The sequence below is a fragment of the Acinetobacter sp. YH01020 genome, assembly GCF_013420275.1.
GTDB lineage: Bacteria > Pseudomonadota > Gammaproteobacteria > Pseudomonadales > Moraxellaceae > Acinetobacter > Acinetobacter amyesii.
In genome coordinates this window covers 18,709-35,812 of sequence record NZ_VOYN01000036.1, presented here as the reverse complement: position 1 = coordinate 35,812, position 17,104 = coordinate 18,709, and the positions used below count along the sequence as shown (strand labels likewise).

The following is a 17,104-nucleotide window of genomic DNA, read 5'->3' as shown; positions in this document are numbered from 1 at the left end:
TGTTTTGGAAGCAGGAATATCAACACAAAAGCATTGAATAATTTTTTTAATCTTGTAGTGACTTAATTTACTGTTTTCTATCATGATTCTAGACTAACATAATCATTTTGCTAGTCTAGAGCCATTTTTTTTAATTAATAGATAACAGCTTTTTTTGCATGACATTTATAAAAACTCAGTTCTTGAGATTTTGCCCTCAAATCTTCTGCAAGTTGTTGAGTCACGATTTGTTCAATATGTTGAGCATTTAATTTTGGCTTGATATATGCAGCTTCAGTAATCTGCCCAATAGTTTTACGTTGTATTAATTCGAGATCTAAATAATTTTGAATAATTTCATCTTTTTCAGAATATTCACGACAAACAGAAATAACAATGCGACCGGTTTGGATTGATTCGGATAACATCGTTGCACTATCTTCAGTAACAAAAATATATTCACTTCGCTTTAACACATCGCAAATAGAAGTTTTAGAATAAGTATTCACAAGCTCAATATTTTTATCTTTTAACATTTGAATCACATGTTCTGATAACGCAGGTGTTCTACGAGAACATACGACTGACGCCTGAATTTGATGGTGATCTGCGAATTGAACAAATTGCTGAATCATCTCTTCAAAGTCTTGATGGGTAAAAGGGTACTCTTTTGTCGGTCCACCAATTAACAGGCATGCTTCATGATTCGACGGAATATGCGCTAAGCGAGTAATTTTAGAAGGTACAGCACCTGTAGGAATAATGATTTGTCTACCAGAATGATCTTCTGGAATCGTCGTAATAGTCCAATCAATAAGTCGCCAATTAAATTTACGTGTACCGCCTGCATAAATAAGTGGGATATTGAAACGTTGAGATAAATAAGCGGCATAAATTAAATTAGGCATACCTGAACAGACGATAACGTCGGTATGCTCTAAATTTCTTGGCAAGAATTTAAAGTATAAGCGCCCGAGTGTGCGAAATAAATTCGGGAAATGAGACAGTTTCTTAAAAACGCTCACTGTACGCTTAGGTAAAGTAGGAATTGCAAACTGCTCAGATTGTAGATAAAAGCGCTTCTCAATCATTTCACTAACAGCGAGAGCAGGATTTAAATGTCCAATTCGGTTGTCATGAATAATTAATACTTTGCTTCTATTGTGTGTAGATGTGCTGCTCATTTTTGAAGTTCAAATAATCAACGTTTATATTGTTATAACTTATTATAGTGTCGAAATATGAAAATAATCTTAAATAATTGTTAGGTTTATAAAAAAATGTAAAGGCCTACGTAGATTGTAGGCCATTTTTGAAGCTTTTTATCAACGTCCGTTACGACCGCGGCCACGAGGGGCTTTAGTATTCGGACGAGTTGTACCATTGGTACGGCGTTTTGGTTTTTCGCTCTCATCCATTTGCCAGATACGTTTTGTACCAGACTTTTTCACTGAGCCATCTTTATTCTTACGAACCATTGGCTTACCACCTGTACCGCCTGGTTTTTTCACATAAGAGCGCGAACGGTAAGGTTCTTCTGCAGGTATGTTTTGAAAGTCAGGGTAAAGTAACGGTTCAATTTCTTTGGTTTCACCTGGTTCTAAAGCCAATTGAACTAAATCGATTGCACCAATACGTGTACGAATTAAACGTAAGGTTGGGAAACCCACTGCTGAAGTCATACGACGAACTTGGCGGTTACGGCCTTCACAAATTTGGATTTCAACCCAAGAGGTTGGAATGTTTGCACGGAAACGTACAGGAGGATCACGATCCCATAACCATTCTGGCTGTTGCACTTTAATGGCTTTGGCTGGCAAAGTCATACCATCTTTCAGCTCAACGCCTTTACGTAATTGCTCAAGTGCTTCTTCTGTGATGTCACCATCGACTTGCACTAAGTAGGTTTTGAACTTTTTATTTTCAGGGTTGGTAATGTACTGATTTAAACCACCATGATCAGTTAAAAATACCAAACCTTCAGAGTCCATATCTAAACGACCTGCAATACGTAGACTAGGATCGTCCACGAAGTCAGATATGGTCATATGCGCTTCGTCTTTACGGAATTGGGAGAGCACGTCATATGGCTTGTTTAAGATGACGATTTTCATAAGAAATAACTTCTATTAAATACAATAATTCAAATTGGTTAAGATTTATTCAACAGGGAAATGCAGCTATTTCCCATCTAAATCTCAAAAAAGGTAGATTTGCTTTAGAGTATTATGCGTGAAGCGCAATTAAAAGTCTTATCAAACAGCAATTATTTTTTCACTCGCTTCTCAGGGAGGATCATAAAAATGGGTTATCAGAAGATCGTCGTTCCAGTGGATGGGACAAAAATTACAGTAAATTCAGACTTATCATTCAATGTTCCCAATAATCCAATTATTCCATTTATTGAAGGCGATGGTATTGGTGTTGATATCACTCCAGTGATGAAAACCGTGGTGAATGCCGCAGTACAAAAAGCATATGGTGGAAAACGTGCCATAGAATGGATGGAAGTCTATTGTGGTGAAAAAGCCAATAAAATTTATGGCACCTATATGCCCGAAGAAACCTTTGAGGCTTTACGCGAATTTGTGGTTTCAATTAAAGGGCCGTTAACGACGCCAGTCGGTGGTGGCATTCGTTCGCTAAATGTTGCACTACGTCAAGAATTAGATCTCTACGTCTGTGTGCGCCCAGTACGTTGGTTTAAGGGCGTTCCTTCACCTGTTCAGCATCCTGAACGTACAGACATGGTGATCTTCCGAGAGAACTCAGAAGATATTTACGCAGGGATCGAATGGAAAGCAGATTCGCCTGAAGCCAAGAAAATGATCAAATTTCTCAAAGAGGAAATGGGTGTTACCAAGATTCGCTTTGAGGAAAATTGCGGTATCGGTATTAAGCCTGTATCTAAAGAAGGTTCTCAGCGTTTGGTGCGTAAAGCCATTCAATTTGCCATTGATAATGATAAGCCGAATGTCACTTTGGTGCACAAAGGTAATATCATGAAATATACCGAAGGTGCGTTTAAAGAGTGGGGTTATGAAGTCGCACTTGAGCGCTTTGGTGGTGAATTGCTAGATGGAGGTCCTTGGGTCAAAATAAAAAATCCGAAAACTGGCAAAGAGATCGTGATTAAAGATGCGATCGCAGACGCTTTTTTACAGCAGATTCTGATGCGTCCGACCGATTATTCAGTCATTGCTACCCTAAATTTAAACGGTGACTATATTTCAGATGCTTTGGCGGCCGAAGTTGGCGGTATTGGTATTGCACCGGGTGCCAATATTGGTGGCGCTGTGCAAGTATATGAAGCGACACATGGCACAGCGCCTAAATATACGGGTCAAGACAAAGTAAACCCTGGGTCTATTATTCTGTCTGCAGAAATGATGCTGCGAAATATGGGCTGGACTGAAGCGGCAGATCTAATTATTAAAGGTATTGCGGGGGCGATTGAAGCCAAAACAGTGACCTATGATTTTGAACGACTCATGCAAGGTGCAAAACTCTTGCGTTGTTCGGAGTTTGGACAAGCCATCATTGAGCATATGGACTAACTTTATTTGCCAATCTAGGTGTAAAAAAGCTAGATGCATAAAAGGCTAGGTAAAAAGGATTGAATCATTCAGTCCTTCTTTAGGACTAAACATTAAAAACACAGAATCATAGCTTCTCAATACCATTCAAAAAACAGCAATCAAAAGATGACTTCACGCAATCAATCAGATGGTCTGGCATGCTTGTCATGTTACTAAAAGTTTAAAACCGCACTATTCGAGTGAACTTAGGTAATGCAGAAAATAGAGGGGGATTGATTTCAAATTAATTATTCTCCAGAAATTTTACAATGACGTAATTCGAAACATTTATCGGGTTGGTTCCATGAAAATTAGCGGTACATTGGTTGTTGTCCTTTAGTAGATGTACATCTAGTAACAGTACATTGTGACACTTATGATGATAAGGAGAAATGAAATGTCTCGTAAACAGCATCAACAAAACCAACAAACTGATCAACAGCAGCAAAATGATCAGCAACAGCAACAGCAACAAGACCAAAAGAAACAGAAACAACAGCCGCATCAACGAAATCAGCGTCAACAACATCATTAGTAGGCTAAAGACTTTGTGAATCAAAGTTCATTTGGCCGAATGGTTTTTAATTGATCGAAATTTAAGTTTTATACGTAGACGAGAAGGAGATGAATTTGTCTAAGAAAACCAAATCACTTAAAAAGGAAATTAAAGCGAGGTTGAACAAAATTTCAAAGCATAATTCTGCTCTGAAAAAATTAAAGAAAAAGCTAAAAAAAGCTTAGCCCATTCACTCTTTATCAAAATGAAAAGACCTATTTATATAGGTCTTTTCTTTGTATGCATGATTTTTGTATGTATGACTTTTGTATGTGTAATTGATGATGCAGTTGAATGTCATATGATTTGCCTAGACGAGATTTTTGCTCAATTTTGCTGTGCGAGTGAACCAAAAGAGTTGCATTGTTCCAATGCAGAGTACGCATGCGGCCAAAATAAATTGCTGTGAATAATCAACACCGATTCGCTGTAAAAAACTAAAGCTTAAACCACCGATCAATTGAATAGATGCAAAGCACAGGGTTGCAATACTCCAGAGCTTTTTATAGGCGCTACCATAGATTTGCAGAATGGTATAAGAGGTGAGAAAAACCACTGCCGGATTGAGCAAACCTGTAGCAAAAGAAGAAAAAAAAGTAAAAAGTGGATGGATATTAATGATCGCTATAAAAATCGCGAAGACATAGCAGCTATATAAAATTTTAAGAGCGCTGATATTTCCCAGTTTTTGTGCTAGGCAGTAAGCAGCAAATGCCCCTAAAGCACTCCCCAGACCATATAAAATCCAATTGAAATTGATCCCGATCGGGCTTAGGTGTAGGGTGTGAGTTAAATAGTCAATCCAAAATAATGAATGGGGCACGTAAGCAAAAGCACTGGTGCTATACACGATTAAGAGACAATAGAAAATTCCATCAACTTTATGTTCTGCAGCTGGAATCGCGGTGAGTGTTGTGAGCTGTGATTTAAAACTCTTCAAAAGCACGCTGAGTAAAATACAAATCAGGGCTGAAAAAGAAAACAAAATCAACCAAGCCCACTTTGTCGACATTTGTTGGATGTAAGGCAAAAATAGCGTTGCCATTAAGACCCCCAAGCCAATACCACTAAAACCAATAAAGTTGATTTTAAAGCGGTCTTGAAGCTGTGAACATTGGGCCACGACACTTGGGGAGAGGATCATCAATAATCCACCACTAATCCCTGAAATTACGCGCCAAGTGCTGTACCAAATTTCTGAAAAACCTGAAAATGCACAACTGAGTAAACTGAGTGTCCCTGCAATAGCCGCGAGTTGGATATAGCTCACCATACTTTTATTTTGGGGTAATTTCATGGCCCAAAATGCACCGATTAAGTAGCCGAGCAAATTGGCACTGCCTAAGATGCTAGCAAAACTTGGGCTCCAACCAAATGCTTCACGGGTTGAAGGGAGTAGTGCGGTATAGGAAAAACGTAAGATCCCGATGCCTAGGCACATGCTTAGACAGAGAAATAGGCTCAGTTTAATTTTGTTTGAGAACATCCTGTACTCATGTATTTTTATGATTGGTTAAAAAATAACATGAATAGGCTATAGAAAAATCAACAGATCTTAAAGTTTTGACTAAGGTCTAAGCTAAAAATTAATTCTTAAAAATTTAACTATTCAAAAAGATAGCTGTGGTGTGAGTACAGTATAGAAATCAAATTTAAGGATACAGTAATAAAAAAACCGTACAGCACGTACGGTTTTTTTATTTTTAAAGCACTTATGAATTAACGCATTTTCGCCAAGAAACGACCTAAACGAGTCAGTGCTTCACGTAGTTCATTTTCAGCAGGCAAGAACACCACACGGAAGTGATCAGGTGTTGGCCAGTTAAAGCCCGTACCTTGAACCAAAAGTACTTTTTCAGCACGGAGGAAATCCAACATGAATTTCTCATCGTCTTGAATTGGGTAAATTTCAGGGTCCAGTTTAGGGAAGCAGTACATAGCACCCTCTGGTTTAACACAAGACACACCCGGAATATCATTCAACATTTCCCAAGCAATGTTGCGTTGTTCATATAAACGACCGCCAGGACGGATGAGATCATTAATTGATTGATAACCACCTAGTGCTGTTTGAATCGCATATTGCGCTTGGTGGTTGGCACACAGACGCATCGACGCGAGCATGTCTAAACCTTCAATGTAGTCTAGCGCGCGTGATTTATCGCCTGTAATTGCCATCCAGCCTGAACGGTAACCTGCAATTCGATATGCTTTAGATAAGCCATTGAAAGAAATACACAGCTGATCACCCGCCAATGAAGCAACAGAAACATGCTCAATACCGTCATAAACGATCTTGTCGTAAATTTCGTCAGCAAATAAAATTAAGTCGTATTTCTTCGCAAGAGCCACAATTTGCTCGAGCACATGACGTGGGTAAACTGCACCTGTTGGGTTGTTCGGGTTAATCACCACGATACCGCGAGTATTCGGAGTGATTTTACTTTCCATGTCGGCAATATCTGGATACCAGAAATTTTCTTCATCACATTTATAGTGAATAGCAGTACCGCCAGAAAGGTTAACTGCCGCTGTCCAAAGCGGATAATCCGGCATAGGCACTAGCATTTCATCGCCATCGTCGAGCAAGCCTTGCATTGCCATCACAATCAGTTCAGATACGCCATTTCCGACATACACGTCATTGACGTGCATGTTTAAGATGCCTTTTTGTTGATAATACTGACAAATCGCTTTACGCGCAGGGAAGATGCCTTTTGAGTCGGTATAACCAATTGCATTAGGCAGGTTGAGTGCCACGTCGTTAATAATTTCTTGAGGTGCTTCAAAACCAAAAGGAGCAGGGTTACCAATATTTAATTTAATAATTTTATGGCCAGCCTCTTCCATCTCATTGGCCGCTCGTAACACAGGTCCGCGAATGTCGTAGCAAACATGCTCGAGCTTAGACGATTTCTTAATTTCGCGGGGGGTGTTAAACGTATTCGGCATTTTTATATTCTCGGAAAGAGTGGAGGTCACTTTTGCATAACGGTATAAATAGCTTTTAAATGTCTCGGTCGTTACTAAATCGAGATGATGTTCGTCTCTGAGTAAAGCAACTATTTTTTCATGCGTAAACCCTGCCTGTTGATATTGTTTGATCACGGGCAGCAGATTTTTAAAAATTACGCTCTTTTTCTGCGACATTTTTTAATCCTGAGCAAGAGTAGCGCTAAGATTATCACTAAAGGTGCTCACAAAAAAGCATTTAATTTTGTATTTTGCTCACCACGATTTTATATTTGCTTACTTTTTGCTTTTTGGGTTATTATATAGATTTTGTAAATTGTTGAATAAAGACTAGAAATTTAAGATTGAATGACGTAAATATAGGATTATCCTATTTTAAATACCACGATATAAAGGGACGTCATCATGGGAAAACTCAATAAAACAGAAAGAGAATGGCAAAGAGAATTGTCGCCAGAAGAGTTTCGCATAACGCGTCAGAAAGGCACGGAGCAAGCTTTCACTGGAAAATATTGGAATACGAAACAAGCTGGCACGTATGTATGTCGATGTTGCGGGGAGCCGCTTTTTTCTTCTGAAACAAAATATGATAGCGGTTGTGGTTGGCCAAGCTTTTATAAGCCGATTGAACCTGCTGCAGTAGAAGAAAATGTAGATACGACACACGGTATGGTCAGAACAGAAATTGTTTGTCATCATTGTGACGCACATTTAGGGCATGTTTTTACTGATGGCCCACAGCCGACTGGATTACGTTATTGTATTAATTCGGCATCCTTAGAATTAGAAACAAAAGAAAAAAATGATGAGGAAACTTATCCATGACCACCATTCACCAGTTTGAAGCAGAATTACTGGACGGAAGTAATAAATCCTTTGCAGATTATGAAGGCAAGGTTTTATTAATTGTAAATACCGCTAGTAAATGTGGGTTTACTCCTCAATTTGCTGGTTTGGAGAAAATTTACGAACAGTATAAAGATCAAGGTTTGGAGGTTTTAGGCTTTCCATGCAACCAATTTGGTGGACAAGATCCGGGTTCAAATGATCAAATTGGCGCATTTTGTCAAAAAAACTATGGCGTATCTTTTCCAATGTTTGCCAAAGTGAATGTAAAAGGCCCAGAAGCGCATGTGATTTTCCGTTATTTAACCAATAACTCGAAAGGCGTATTGGGAAATGGCATTAAGTGGAATTTTACGAAGTTTTTAATTGGAAAAAATGGTCAGGTCTTAAACCGCTATGCACCCACGACCAAGCCTGAAACATTGAATGAAGATATTGAAAAAGCTTTGGCTCAGTCAAAATGAAGTGAATCATTGGCCGAACTGAGGTTGATATAAAGGCGCGGAAGCGTCTTTATTTTTGGCTGTTTTATACTGAAGTGTCTTTATTTGAAGGTCATAACATTGTTTAAGCAGATGGTTAAACGTCGAATTTGTGTTTTAACGTTTTTTTTACTCGTATGTGTGGGGTTAGCTTGGGCAGATAGCACTCCAAGTGCATCTGAACCTACAAAAATGTCTGTTGTTGCCAGCAATCTAGACCGTACTACAGATGCTCGGGTCAACGCATTATTGCAATTGTTAAAAACACCTATAGAAGAATACCAACCTACGCGTGTTGCCGATGTAATTGATCCACATGTCAAACCGAAAATGTATGAAGTCTCTTGGGTAAATGCACCACAATATGTGCTGTCTGCGTCTGAAATGAAAACATATAAGCATCCTGTCAAACTACAGCTCACCGTGATTGCTGCAACAGGCTATATTGGTAGCTCAAAACTCATCGCAAGTTCAGGCTCTAAAAGCTTTGATCAAAAAGTACAAAAATCCCTATTGGTTGCGCGACTTGAACCCATTCCGATGGTCGATAAAAATCTCAGTTATACCGTTGAACATGAATTTGCTATTCATCCACCTCAATAAGCCTGTAGTAGAAGGCATATGTTAATCATTGTCTTAAGCTCCGAGAATGATTTGTCATTGTTTGGGTTTTCATCTGATAGATGAAGCTTGAAAATTGGTTTCATGAGTGGAAATTAAATTACTTAATCCTTGTGTATTTGATGAATGAAATCGCTCTTCGGCAATCAGGTGGGTGTAATTCATTAAGTTGAGCTTAATAAAAAATTACAATTAAAAAATAAAAAGTAATAAATAAAAAGCATCGTAAAAGATGAAATGAAAGAATAAATGCTAATCATTATCATTTATTATGTGTGCGTATTTTCTAGGATTACTCTCCCAATGTTAAAAATGAAGCAGCTCTGTGTGATGATGGCGTGTGCTACACAAGGGTTCACATATGTTTATGCGAATGAAATCGCTGAAACGGAACATCCCGCTGCCAATATCGATAGTACTGAAGTTCAAACGCTAGAAGCCATTAATGTGGTCGTGAGTGCGGATGCTTCTGCAAATGGCTTGATGAAGCCTTATACAGGGGGGCAAGTCGCGACAGGTGGTAAAGTGGGCATTTTCGGTAATCAGAAAAATTTAGAAACACCATTTAATATCACTAGTTATACCCAGCAATATATTCAAGACCGCCAAGCGAAAAGCGTTGGGGATGTGCTACAAGCAGATGCTGGTGTGCGTACCGCCAAAGGTTATGGGAACTTTCAAGAAGCCTATTTTATTCGTGGTTTTGCACTGGCATCAGATGATACGGCATATAACGGCTTGTATGGCATATTGCCGCGCCAATATATTCCAACAGAACTGTTTGAGCGGGTAGAAGTCTTCAAAGGTGCTTCGGCATTTTTAAATGGTGCAATCCCGGGAGGAACAGGAATTGGTGGTTCAATTAACTTGCTTCCGAAACGAGCCAGTAATGATCCCTTAACACGTGTGACGGTGGGGACAAACTTCAATGGTGCCTATGTGGCATCGGATGTATCACGTCGCTTTGGGACAGATGATCAATTTGGAGTGCGGGTCAATACCGCTTACCATGATGGTGGAACCGAGATTGACCAAGAAAAGAAAACACTTGGATTGGCTTTGATTGCTGCGGACTACAAAGGGGAGCGTCTCCGCCTATCTGGTGATTTGGGGTATAACAATAACCGCCTTGCAGAAAATCGACCGAGTTTACGTTTAACCAATGCGGTTACACAGCTTCCGAGTGCAGCCCAATATGCTAATTATCATGGTCAAGCGTGGACTTATTCAAACGAAGAAGATTTATTCGGAAGTGTACGTGCAGAATATGACATAACCGATGCAACGACAGCCTATGCAGCATATGGTTTTCGAACATCAGAAGAAGCCGGTGTTTACTCAAGCCAGCAATTAAGTGATACCGCAGCAGGAACAGCAAAACTTTCTGCATCGATGATTCCACGTAAAGATCGCAATCATTCAGCAGAACTGGGTGTGAAAACTAAATTTGAAACAGGTGCTTTAAAACATCAAGTGGTCGCTTCTGGTTCTTTATATCGTGCAGATAAACGCTATAGCTATGGATATGCCACCAGTTTGAATGATAATTTTTATGATCCGATTTACACCGAAGATTCAAACATTGACAAATGGTTGGGGGGAGAAGGGACTTATCCAAAAGCGGGTGTCAGTACGTTGAAAAGTTTTGCCTTGGGCGACAATATTTCGATGTTAGATGATCGTTTAACGCTCATGCTGGGTGCGCGTTATCAGGAAGTTGATCAAGACGTATATTCTTACGGAACCTATAAATACAATATTAATAAAAATCAGCTCACACCAGTATTGGGCGTGAGTTATAAATTAACGCCTGAATGGTCTATGTATGCCAATTACATCGAAGCTTTGGTTCAAGGCGAAGCGATTTTGGATAGCGAAGGCAACAACTTTATTGCCGATCCATTTGTGTCGAAACAAAAAGAACTGGGCGTGAAATATGAAAATGGCTTGATTGGTGGAACATTGAATTATTTCTATACAGATCGCCAAAAAGCCTCAGTGAATAGCTCGGGGACTGCACAAATCAGTCAAGCGACGAATATTCACCAAGGGCTTGAATTTAATGCCTATGGTCAATTAACAGATTCAATCAAGATATTGGGCGGTGCAACTTGGATTGATACCGAGCAAAAAGACACATACCAAGGTTTATTTGATGGACATCGTGTGATCAGTGTGCCGGAGTTCCAAGCCAATGTCGAAGCGGATTGGAAACTACCGATTGAACAAGATGTTAGTGTAAATGGGCGCGTTGTATATACGGGTTCAACTTATGCAAACAATGCCAACACATTGAAACTTAAAGATTGGACACGTATAGATTTGGGTGCAAACTATAAAACGCAAATCAAGAATGTACCCACCAGTTTGAATTTTAGTGTGACTAATGTTTTAGATAAAGACTATTGGGCCTCTGCATCGGTGAACGACTATACGTATTTGTCACTGAGCGAACCTCGAACATTTAAATTGAGTGCTACATTTGATTTCTAATATTTTTCAATGATTTCTTAATAATTGTTTCTAAGTGAATACCCTTAAATGATTTTCTCTGAATGATGGTTAAGAAATGACTCAAATAAAAATGCCCCAAATCTGGGGCATTTTTTGTTTTAAGCAAAACGCTTTAAATCAATTAAAGTACTGCTTTTAAGCGACGAATGACTTCTTCACATTGGGCAATATCAGCAACAAGGGCTAACCGGACATGGTTTTCACCCGGATTACCTTGTGCAGTATCACGCGATAAATAACGGCCTGGAAGCACTTTAACGTGTGCTTTTTCCATGAGCATTTTGGCAAAGCTTTCATCATTATCCACTTTTAACCAGTAGTAGAACCCTGCATCAGGTTTTTGTAATGGTAGTAGGTGACCCAGTTCGCGTTGGAATAATTCAAATTTTGCACGGTACTGGACGCGGTTTTCTTCGACGTGTGCTTCGTCATCCCAAGCTGCAATTGAAGCTAACTGGTGTTGAACAGGCATCGCAGCGCCATGATAAGTACGGTATTGTAAATAAGGTTTTAAAAGCGCAGCATCACCTGCAACAAAGCCAGAACGCATACCCGGTAAGTTTGAACGCTTAGACAGTGAGTGGAATACCACGCAGTTCTTATAATCATCACGGCCCATTTCAGCACAGACTTCAAGCAGACCAACAGGTGCTTCATCAAACCAAAGCTCTGAGTAGCATTCATCAGATGCAATCACAAAATTATATTGGTCAGACAGTGCAATCAGTTTTTTAAACTGTTCTTTAGAAAGTACCGCACCTGTAGGATTACCCGGTGTGCAGACAAACAGTAAAGCGGTTTTTTCCCAAACTTCAGCTGGCACAGCGTTAAAGTCGCCAAGGTAGTTATTTTCTTCTGTACAGTTAATGAAGTAAGGTTCTGCACCCGCAAGTAAAGTTGCGCCTTCATAGATTTGGTAGAATGGATTTGGCATCACCACATATGGGGCATCTTCACGTTTAATCAAAGCTTGTACAAACGAGAAGATCGCTTCACGTGTACCAGACACAGGCAATACGTTGGTGTCTGCACTGATGCTATTGAGTTTAAAGCGACGAGTTAACCAATTTGCAATGCTCGTGCGAAGCTCAGGTAAACCCTTGCTGTTTGGGTAAGTAGATAAGTGTTGAAAATTATCAATAATGGCCTGTTTCACAAACTCCGGTGCAGGATGCTTTGGCTCACCAATCGATAGGGGAATCAAAGGCAAATCTGCGGGTTTCACATCCTGAAATAGCTTATTTAGCTTTTCAAATGGATAAGGGTGCAATAATGACAAACTGGAGTTCATGGAATGGATACCGATAATTTAAGTTAATGATGACTACAAACCTGATTCGATGCTTCATCGAGTGCTGACTTTAACTGTGCAGCAAACGTTTCCGCTTCTGAATCACTCATAGGTGAGCCATCTTTTTTAGTGACATAGAAAATATCTTCAGCACGTTCACCGAGCGTTGCAATTTTCGCAGAGTGAATATCTAGACCTTGCATCATAAATAAACCACCAACTTTAGCAAGTAAGCCCGGATGGTCAAGTGTCGCAATTTCAACCATATTTTGTTGAAGTGCTTCATTGAAAGAAATACTCACGGTATTTTCAATATCAAAATGACGCAGTTGACGTGGGATACGACGTTGCATCAGGCCTGGATACTTATCAGATTGGCTTAAGGCTTTTTTGAGCGCTTCAATAACAGTTTGCTCACGTTCAGGATCTGTTAATAAGGTGCCAAAACGGTCAAGTACAACATAAGTGTCCAAACTAAATGCAGTGGATGCAGTGATAATTCGAGCATCCTGAACATCTAGATTCATTCTGTCCAAAATAGCCACTGTGGTCGCAAACAAGTTAGGTTGATCTTGAGTGTAAATAAAGATCTGTACCGCATCTTGTGCAAATTTGCGATGTGCTCGCATCATCACCAATGGTTCTGCATTATTGCCATGTTTTAAAATGGCGCGCGTATGCCATGCGATTTCATCGGCAGATTCTTTCAGGAAATATTCATCACCGAGTTCTTGCCAAACGGTTTCTACATCGTAGAGCGCAAAATCGTTGACTAACAGTTCACTGGCCGCAAATTTGGTATCTTCAATCAGCATTGGATAGTCTACTGGACGACCCAAACCTGAACGAATCACATCACGCGCTTGTGTATATAGTTGACGCATAAGTGATGCACGCCATGTATTCCAAAGCGTCGGATTGGTTGCGTTAATATCTGCAACCGTCAAGGTGTAGAGATAGTCGAGATGCTCCATATCGCCCATTTTCTCAGCAAATTCTTTCACCACATCTGGATCGGAAATGTCTTTTTTCTGAGAAGTGACAGACATCAATAGATGGTTTTGAATCAACCATGCGACAAGGTTGCATTCACGTTCAGTAAACCCATGGGTACGGCAGAAATCAATTGCATCCGCTGCACCAAGTTCACTATGGTCACCACCTCGGCCTTTGGCGATATCATGGAAAATTGCCGCTAAATAAACAATGTCACGGCGCGCCAGTCGTTGGAATACGGAGCTAACGACAGGGAAGTCTTTAGCAAATTCAGGCTCTTTAAAACGGTTTAAATTACGTAGTAATAAGAGGGTGTGGGCATCGACAGTATAAATATGGAACAAGTCGTATTGCATGAGTCCCATGATTTGCCCAAAGGCAGGAATATAGTTGCCGAGCACGCCATAACGTTTCATCGCCACCATGGTGTCGTATAAGCGGTAGGGTGAGCGAATGATCGCCATAAATAAGGCTTGATGTGCAGGATTGTCACGGAAGTTTTGATCAATACGTTTTGCCGCAAGAGACAATAGACGTAAAGTTCGGGCACGAATTCCTTCAATTTCTGGACGATTCGCCAAGAGGTAGAAAATTTCTAAAATAGCACTTGGATTTTCAGAGAAAATTTTATGATGCTGCACCGCCAATTTGCCATCAACTAATTTGAAATTGGTATTGATCTCTTCAATCTTACGTTCATAGTCAGGCAAGCGTGGCGTGATGACCGATTCATTGAAATAAGCCAAGAGCATTTCATTTAACGTCGTCACTTGCTGAGCGCTACGGTAGTAACGTTTCATGAACTGTTCGATTGGATAATTCGGTGATTTACCTTCTTCACGTTGATAGCCAAATTTAGCGGCAATGTCACGTTGATAATCAAACAATAATCGGTTTTCGTCGCGCTTGGTTAAGCGATGTAAATGATGACGAATTTCCCAAAGAAAGCTTTCTGTTTCTTCAAGAACGCCAAGTTCAAACTCTGAAATAAAACCCAAATGTACAAGGTCATAGATGCGATTGACACGGAAATGACGCTTAGCAATCCAGCCGATTTGGTTGATATCACGGATACCACCGGGCGCATTTTTAATATCGGGTTCTAAGTTGCTTTCGGTATTGTTGTGTTGAGCATATCGTTTGGCTTGCTCTTGCATTTTTGCATCATAGAAGGTTTTATCCGTCCATGTCTGTGACACGATACGGCGTGGCCATTTGGCTAGGTGTTCATTGCCCACAATCAAACGTGCTTCGATCAGCGCTGTTGCTACAGTTAAATCATTGGTGGCTTGAGCGACACAATCATTAATAGTACGCACACTGATGCCCGGCTTGAAATTACCAACATCCCAAAGTGTTGAAATAAAGCTAGAGATGAGTTTTTCTTGTTCTGGGCTGATTTCATCTTCAGACAAAATCATGATATCGACGTCGGAGTATGGCAGCATTTCACGGCGACCATAGCCACCTACAGCAAACAAACCGAGATCGGTTTGGTCGAGTTCAGCATGTGTCCATAAGAACTTTAAGGCTTCATCGATTAGATTCGAACGAGCCAAAATCACATCACGAATCGACTGTCCATTTTCAAAACATTCCTGTAGCTGATTTTCAACATCTGAGCGCCATTGGTTAATCGCCTGAATGTCGTGGTTACTTTTAATGTAATTCAGCAGAGGAAGCGTATTGATCATGAACAGTGGTCCGTTAAGGTGTTACAAACTTAGTTTTGTTGAACACTGACTTGTTGTGCAGCATGTTGAGCAAGTTCACGCGCGTGATCTGTGGTTTCAGCACGTGCTGTTGCTACGCCCATACGGCGACGTTTAAAGCCTTCTGGTTTACCAAAGAGGCGTAAATCGGTGTCTGGATTAGCCAAAGCAAGATTTAAGCCAGTAAATGATAAATTGGTATCATCCACGCCTGCATAGATGACTGCGCTCGCAGCAGTACTGTGTCGAGCAGTATTCACAGGCAGACCAAGAATGGCACGTGCATGCAGTTCGAATTCGCTTTGGAATTGCGATGCAAGCGTGACAAGGCCTGTATCGTGTGGACGAGGTGATACCTCACTAAACCATACTTTATCGCCTTTGACAAACAGTTCCACCCCAAAAATGCCACATCCACCTAATGCAATGGTTACTTTATTGGCAATACGCTTGGCTTCCTCTAATGCAAGAGCAGTCATGAGTTGTGGCTGCCAACTTTCTACATAGTCGCCAGCATCTTGGCGGTGGCCAATCGGGTCGCAAAATGATGTTTCAATTTCACCTGTTTCTGCATTTTTAGCTCGAACAGTCAGCAAGGTGATTTCAAAGTCAAAGTCAATTTGTGATTCCACGATCACAGTACCTTGATTTACACGTCCACCTGTTTGTGCATATTCCCATGCGGCATCGACTTCATCAAAGCTTTTTACACGTGACTGTCCTTTACCCGAAGACGACATGACAGGCTTAACAAAGTTTGGATAACCAATGTCATCGCATGCAGCACGGAACGCTTCAAGGGTATTGGCAAAGCGGTAGGCTGAAGTCGGTAGTCCAAGCTCTTCGGCAGCTAGACGGCGAATCCCTTCACGGTTCATCGTCAGGTTGACAGCTTTTGCAGAAGGAATGACAGTGGCAATATTTTGTTCTTCAATCTCGACCAAAACTTGAGTCGCAATGGCTTCAATTTCAGGGACAATCAAATGAGGCTTAACTTGAGCAATTAAGGCTTTAAGTGCCTCAGGATCTGCCATATTTAAAGTATGAGAAAAATGTGCAACTTGCATGGCAGGAGCATGGTCATAACGATCGGCAGCATGAACTTCTACACCCAAACGTTGCAATGAAATCACAACTTCTTTACCGAGTTCACCAGAACCTAACAGTAAGACTTTATACGCTGAAGACTGAAGTGGAGTACCAATAGTGACGCTCATGTAAATCATCCATGCTTGATTTTATGGGAATTTAAGCATAGCAGAACTTGTTCGAGAGATAAGCGAGTGTTCACATAAATAAATGATATTGTCCAACAATTTTTTTTATATCTTTATGGGTAAGCGTTCGTGTAATTATTTATTTGTGGAAAATATTAAAAAATCATATTTAGTTGTTTTTATTTAAATTCACTTTAAATATGCCTGCATTTTTTACAGATGCAGGGAATGGCTCAATATCCAAATTTGCACATTGAAGCGCACAAAGCTGTATAGATGTTTGGCGGAAATTGGGCTAGTACAGCAATCCGAGCAGTGGTGCGACACATATGCATAAAA

Annotated in this window: 13 protein-coding genes and 1 pseudogene; 6 read left to right on the top strand and 8 right to left on the bottom strand. The window is 40.2% G+C overall.

Going from position 1 to position 17,104, the window contains the following annotated elements; translation table 11 throughout:
* The 3 genes and pseudogenes from FTT85_RS13115 to FTT85_RS13105 all read right to left on the bottom strand — a co-directional run.
* Positions 1-84: pseudogene (locus FTT85_RS13115) on the bottom strand (IS1595 family transposase); the annotation flags it as partial.
* Between the two features lie 50 nt (positions 85-134).
* On the bottom strand, positions 135-1,163 hold the full coding sequence (locus tag FTT85_RS13110) for an ELM1/GtrOC1 family putative glycosyltransferase (protein WP_180183735.1): 1,029 nt from the start codon (positions 1,161-1,163) through the stop codon (positions 135-137).
* A gap of 141 nt (positions 1,164-1,304) precedes the next feature.
* Positions 1,305-2,093 (bottom strand): rRNA large subunit pseudouridine synthase E, encoded by a 789-nt coding sequence (locus FTT85_RS13105; RefSeq protein WP_180183734.1) that lies wholly within the window; start codon positions 2,091-2,093, stop codon positions 1,305-1,307.
* Between the two features lie 189 nt (positions 2,094-2,282).
* Here FTT85_RS13105 and icd point away from each other — a divergent pair, with 189 nt between their 5' ends.
* A complete protein-coding gene (gene icd / locus FTT85_RS13100) occupies positions 2,283-3,536 on the top strand; it encodes an NADP-dependent isocitrate dehydrogenase (protein ID WP_180183733.1) in 1,254 nt (417 codons plus the stop codon).
* A 418-nt stretch (positions 3,537-3,954) separates the two neighbouring features.
* Positions 3,955-4,092 (top strand): hypothetical protein, encoded by a 138-nt coding sequence (locus tag FTT85_RS13095; protein WP_180004097.1) that lies wholly within the window; start codon positions 3,955-3,957, stop codon positions 4,090-4,092.
* A 331-nt stretch (positions 4,093-4,423) separates the two neighbouring features.
* On the opposite strand, the gene FTT85_RS13090 is transcribed toward FTT85_RS13095, so the two are convergent.
* Together FTT85_RS13090 and FTT85_RS13085 are read right to left on the bottom strand one after the other, a co-directional pair.
* A complete protein-coding gene (locus tag FTT85_RS13090; protein WP_180183732.1) occupies positions 4,424-5,599 on the bottom strand; it encodes a YbfB/YjiJ family MFS transporter in 1,176 nt (391 codons plus the stop codon).
* Positions 5,600-5,832: 233 nt separating this feature from the next.
* Positions 5,833-7,263, bottom strand: coding sequence for a pyridoxal phosphate-dependent aminotransferase (locus tag FTT85_RS13085; protein WP_078189059.1), 1,431 nt, complete (start codon positions 7,261-7,263; stop codon positions 5,833-5,835).
* Between the two features lie 228 nt (positions 7,264-7,491).
* Between FTT85_RS13085 and msrB the strand changes: the two genes are divergently transcribed.
* The 4 genes from msrB (at position 7,492) to FTT85_RS13065 (ending at position 11,528) form a co-directional block, all read left to right on the top strand.
* Positions 7,492-7,911 carry a peptide-methionine (R)-S-oxide reductase MsrB gene (gene msrB / locus FTT85_RS13080; protein ID WP_078194371.1) on the top strand — a complete coding sequence of 140 codons (420 nt, stop codon included), beginning with the start codon at positions 7,492-7,494 and terminating at the stop codon, positions 7,909-7,911.
* Positions 7,908-8,396: a glutathione peroxidase gene (locus tag FTT85_RS13075; protein ID WP_078189057.1), complete on the top strand. Its 489-nt coding sequence runs from the start codon at positions 7,908-7,910 to the stop codon at positions 8,394-8,396. Before msrB ends, FTT85_RS13075 begins: the two co-directional genes overlap by 4 nt.
* Before the next feature lie 210 nt (positions 8,397-8,606).
* Complete coding sequence (locus FTT85_RS13070; RefSeq protein WP_218955479.1) at positions 8,607-9,017, top strand: energy transducer TonB; 411 nt, start codon at positions 8,607-8,609, stop codon at positions 9,015-9,017.
* A 321-nt stretch (positions 9,018-9,338) separates the two neighbouring features.
* A complete protein-coding gene (locus tag FTT85_RS13065) occupies positions 9,339-11,528 on the top strand; it encodes a TonB-dependent siderophore receptor (RefSeq protein ID WP_180183730.1) in 2,190 nt (729 codons plus the stop codon).
* 142 nt (positions 11,529-11,670) lie between these two features.
* Here the strand turns inward: FTT85_RS13065 and dapC are convergent, their stop codons facing one another.
* Genes dapC through purT form a run of 3 tightly spaced genes read right to left on the bottom strand, consistent with a single transcriptional unit; the run spans position 11,671 to position 16,774 of the window.
* Positions 11,671-12,840 (bottom strand): succinyldiaminopimelate transaminase, encoded by a 1,170-nt coding sequence (gene dapC / locus FTT85_RS13060; protein WP_180183729.1) that lies wholly within the window; start codon positions 12,838-12,840, stop codon positions 11,671-11,673.
* A gap of 23 nt (positions 12,841-12,863) precedes the next feature.
* Positions 12,864-15,530, bottom strand: a complete 2,667-nt coding sequence (gene glnD, locus FTT85_RS13055; protein WP_180065995.1) for a [protein-PII] uridylyltransferase — start codon at positions 15,528-15,530, stop codon at positions 12,864-12,866.
* A 29-nt stretch (positions 15,531-15,559) separates the two neighbouring features.
* The gene (gene purT, locus FTT85_RS13050) at positions 15,560-16,774 is read right to left on the bottom strand and encodes a formate-dependent phosphoribosylglycinamide formyltransferase (protein WP_180183728.1); all 1,215 of its coding nucleotides are present in this window, start codon (positions 16,772-16,774) and stop codon (positions 15,560-15,562) included.
* Between the last annotated feature and the right edge of the window lie 330 nt (positions 16,775-17,104).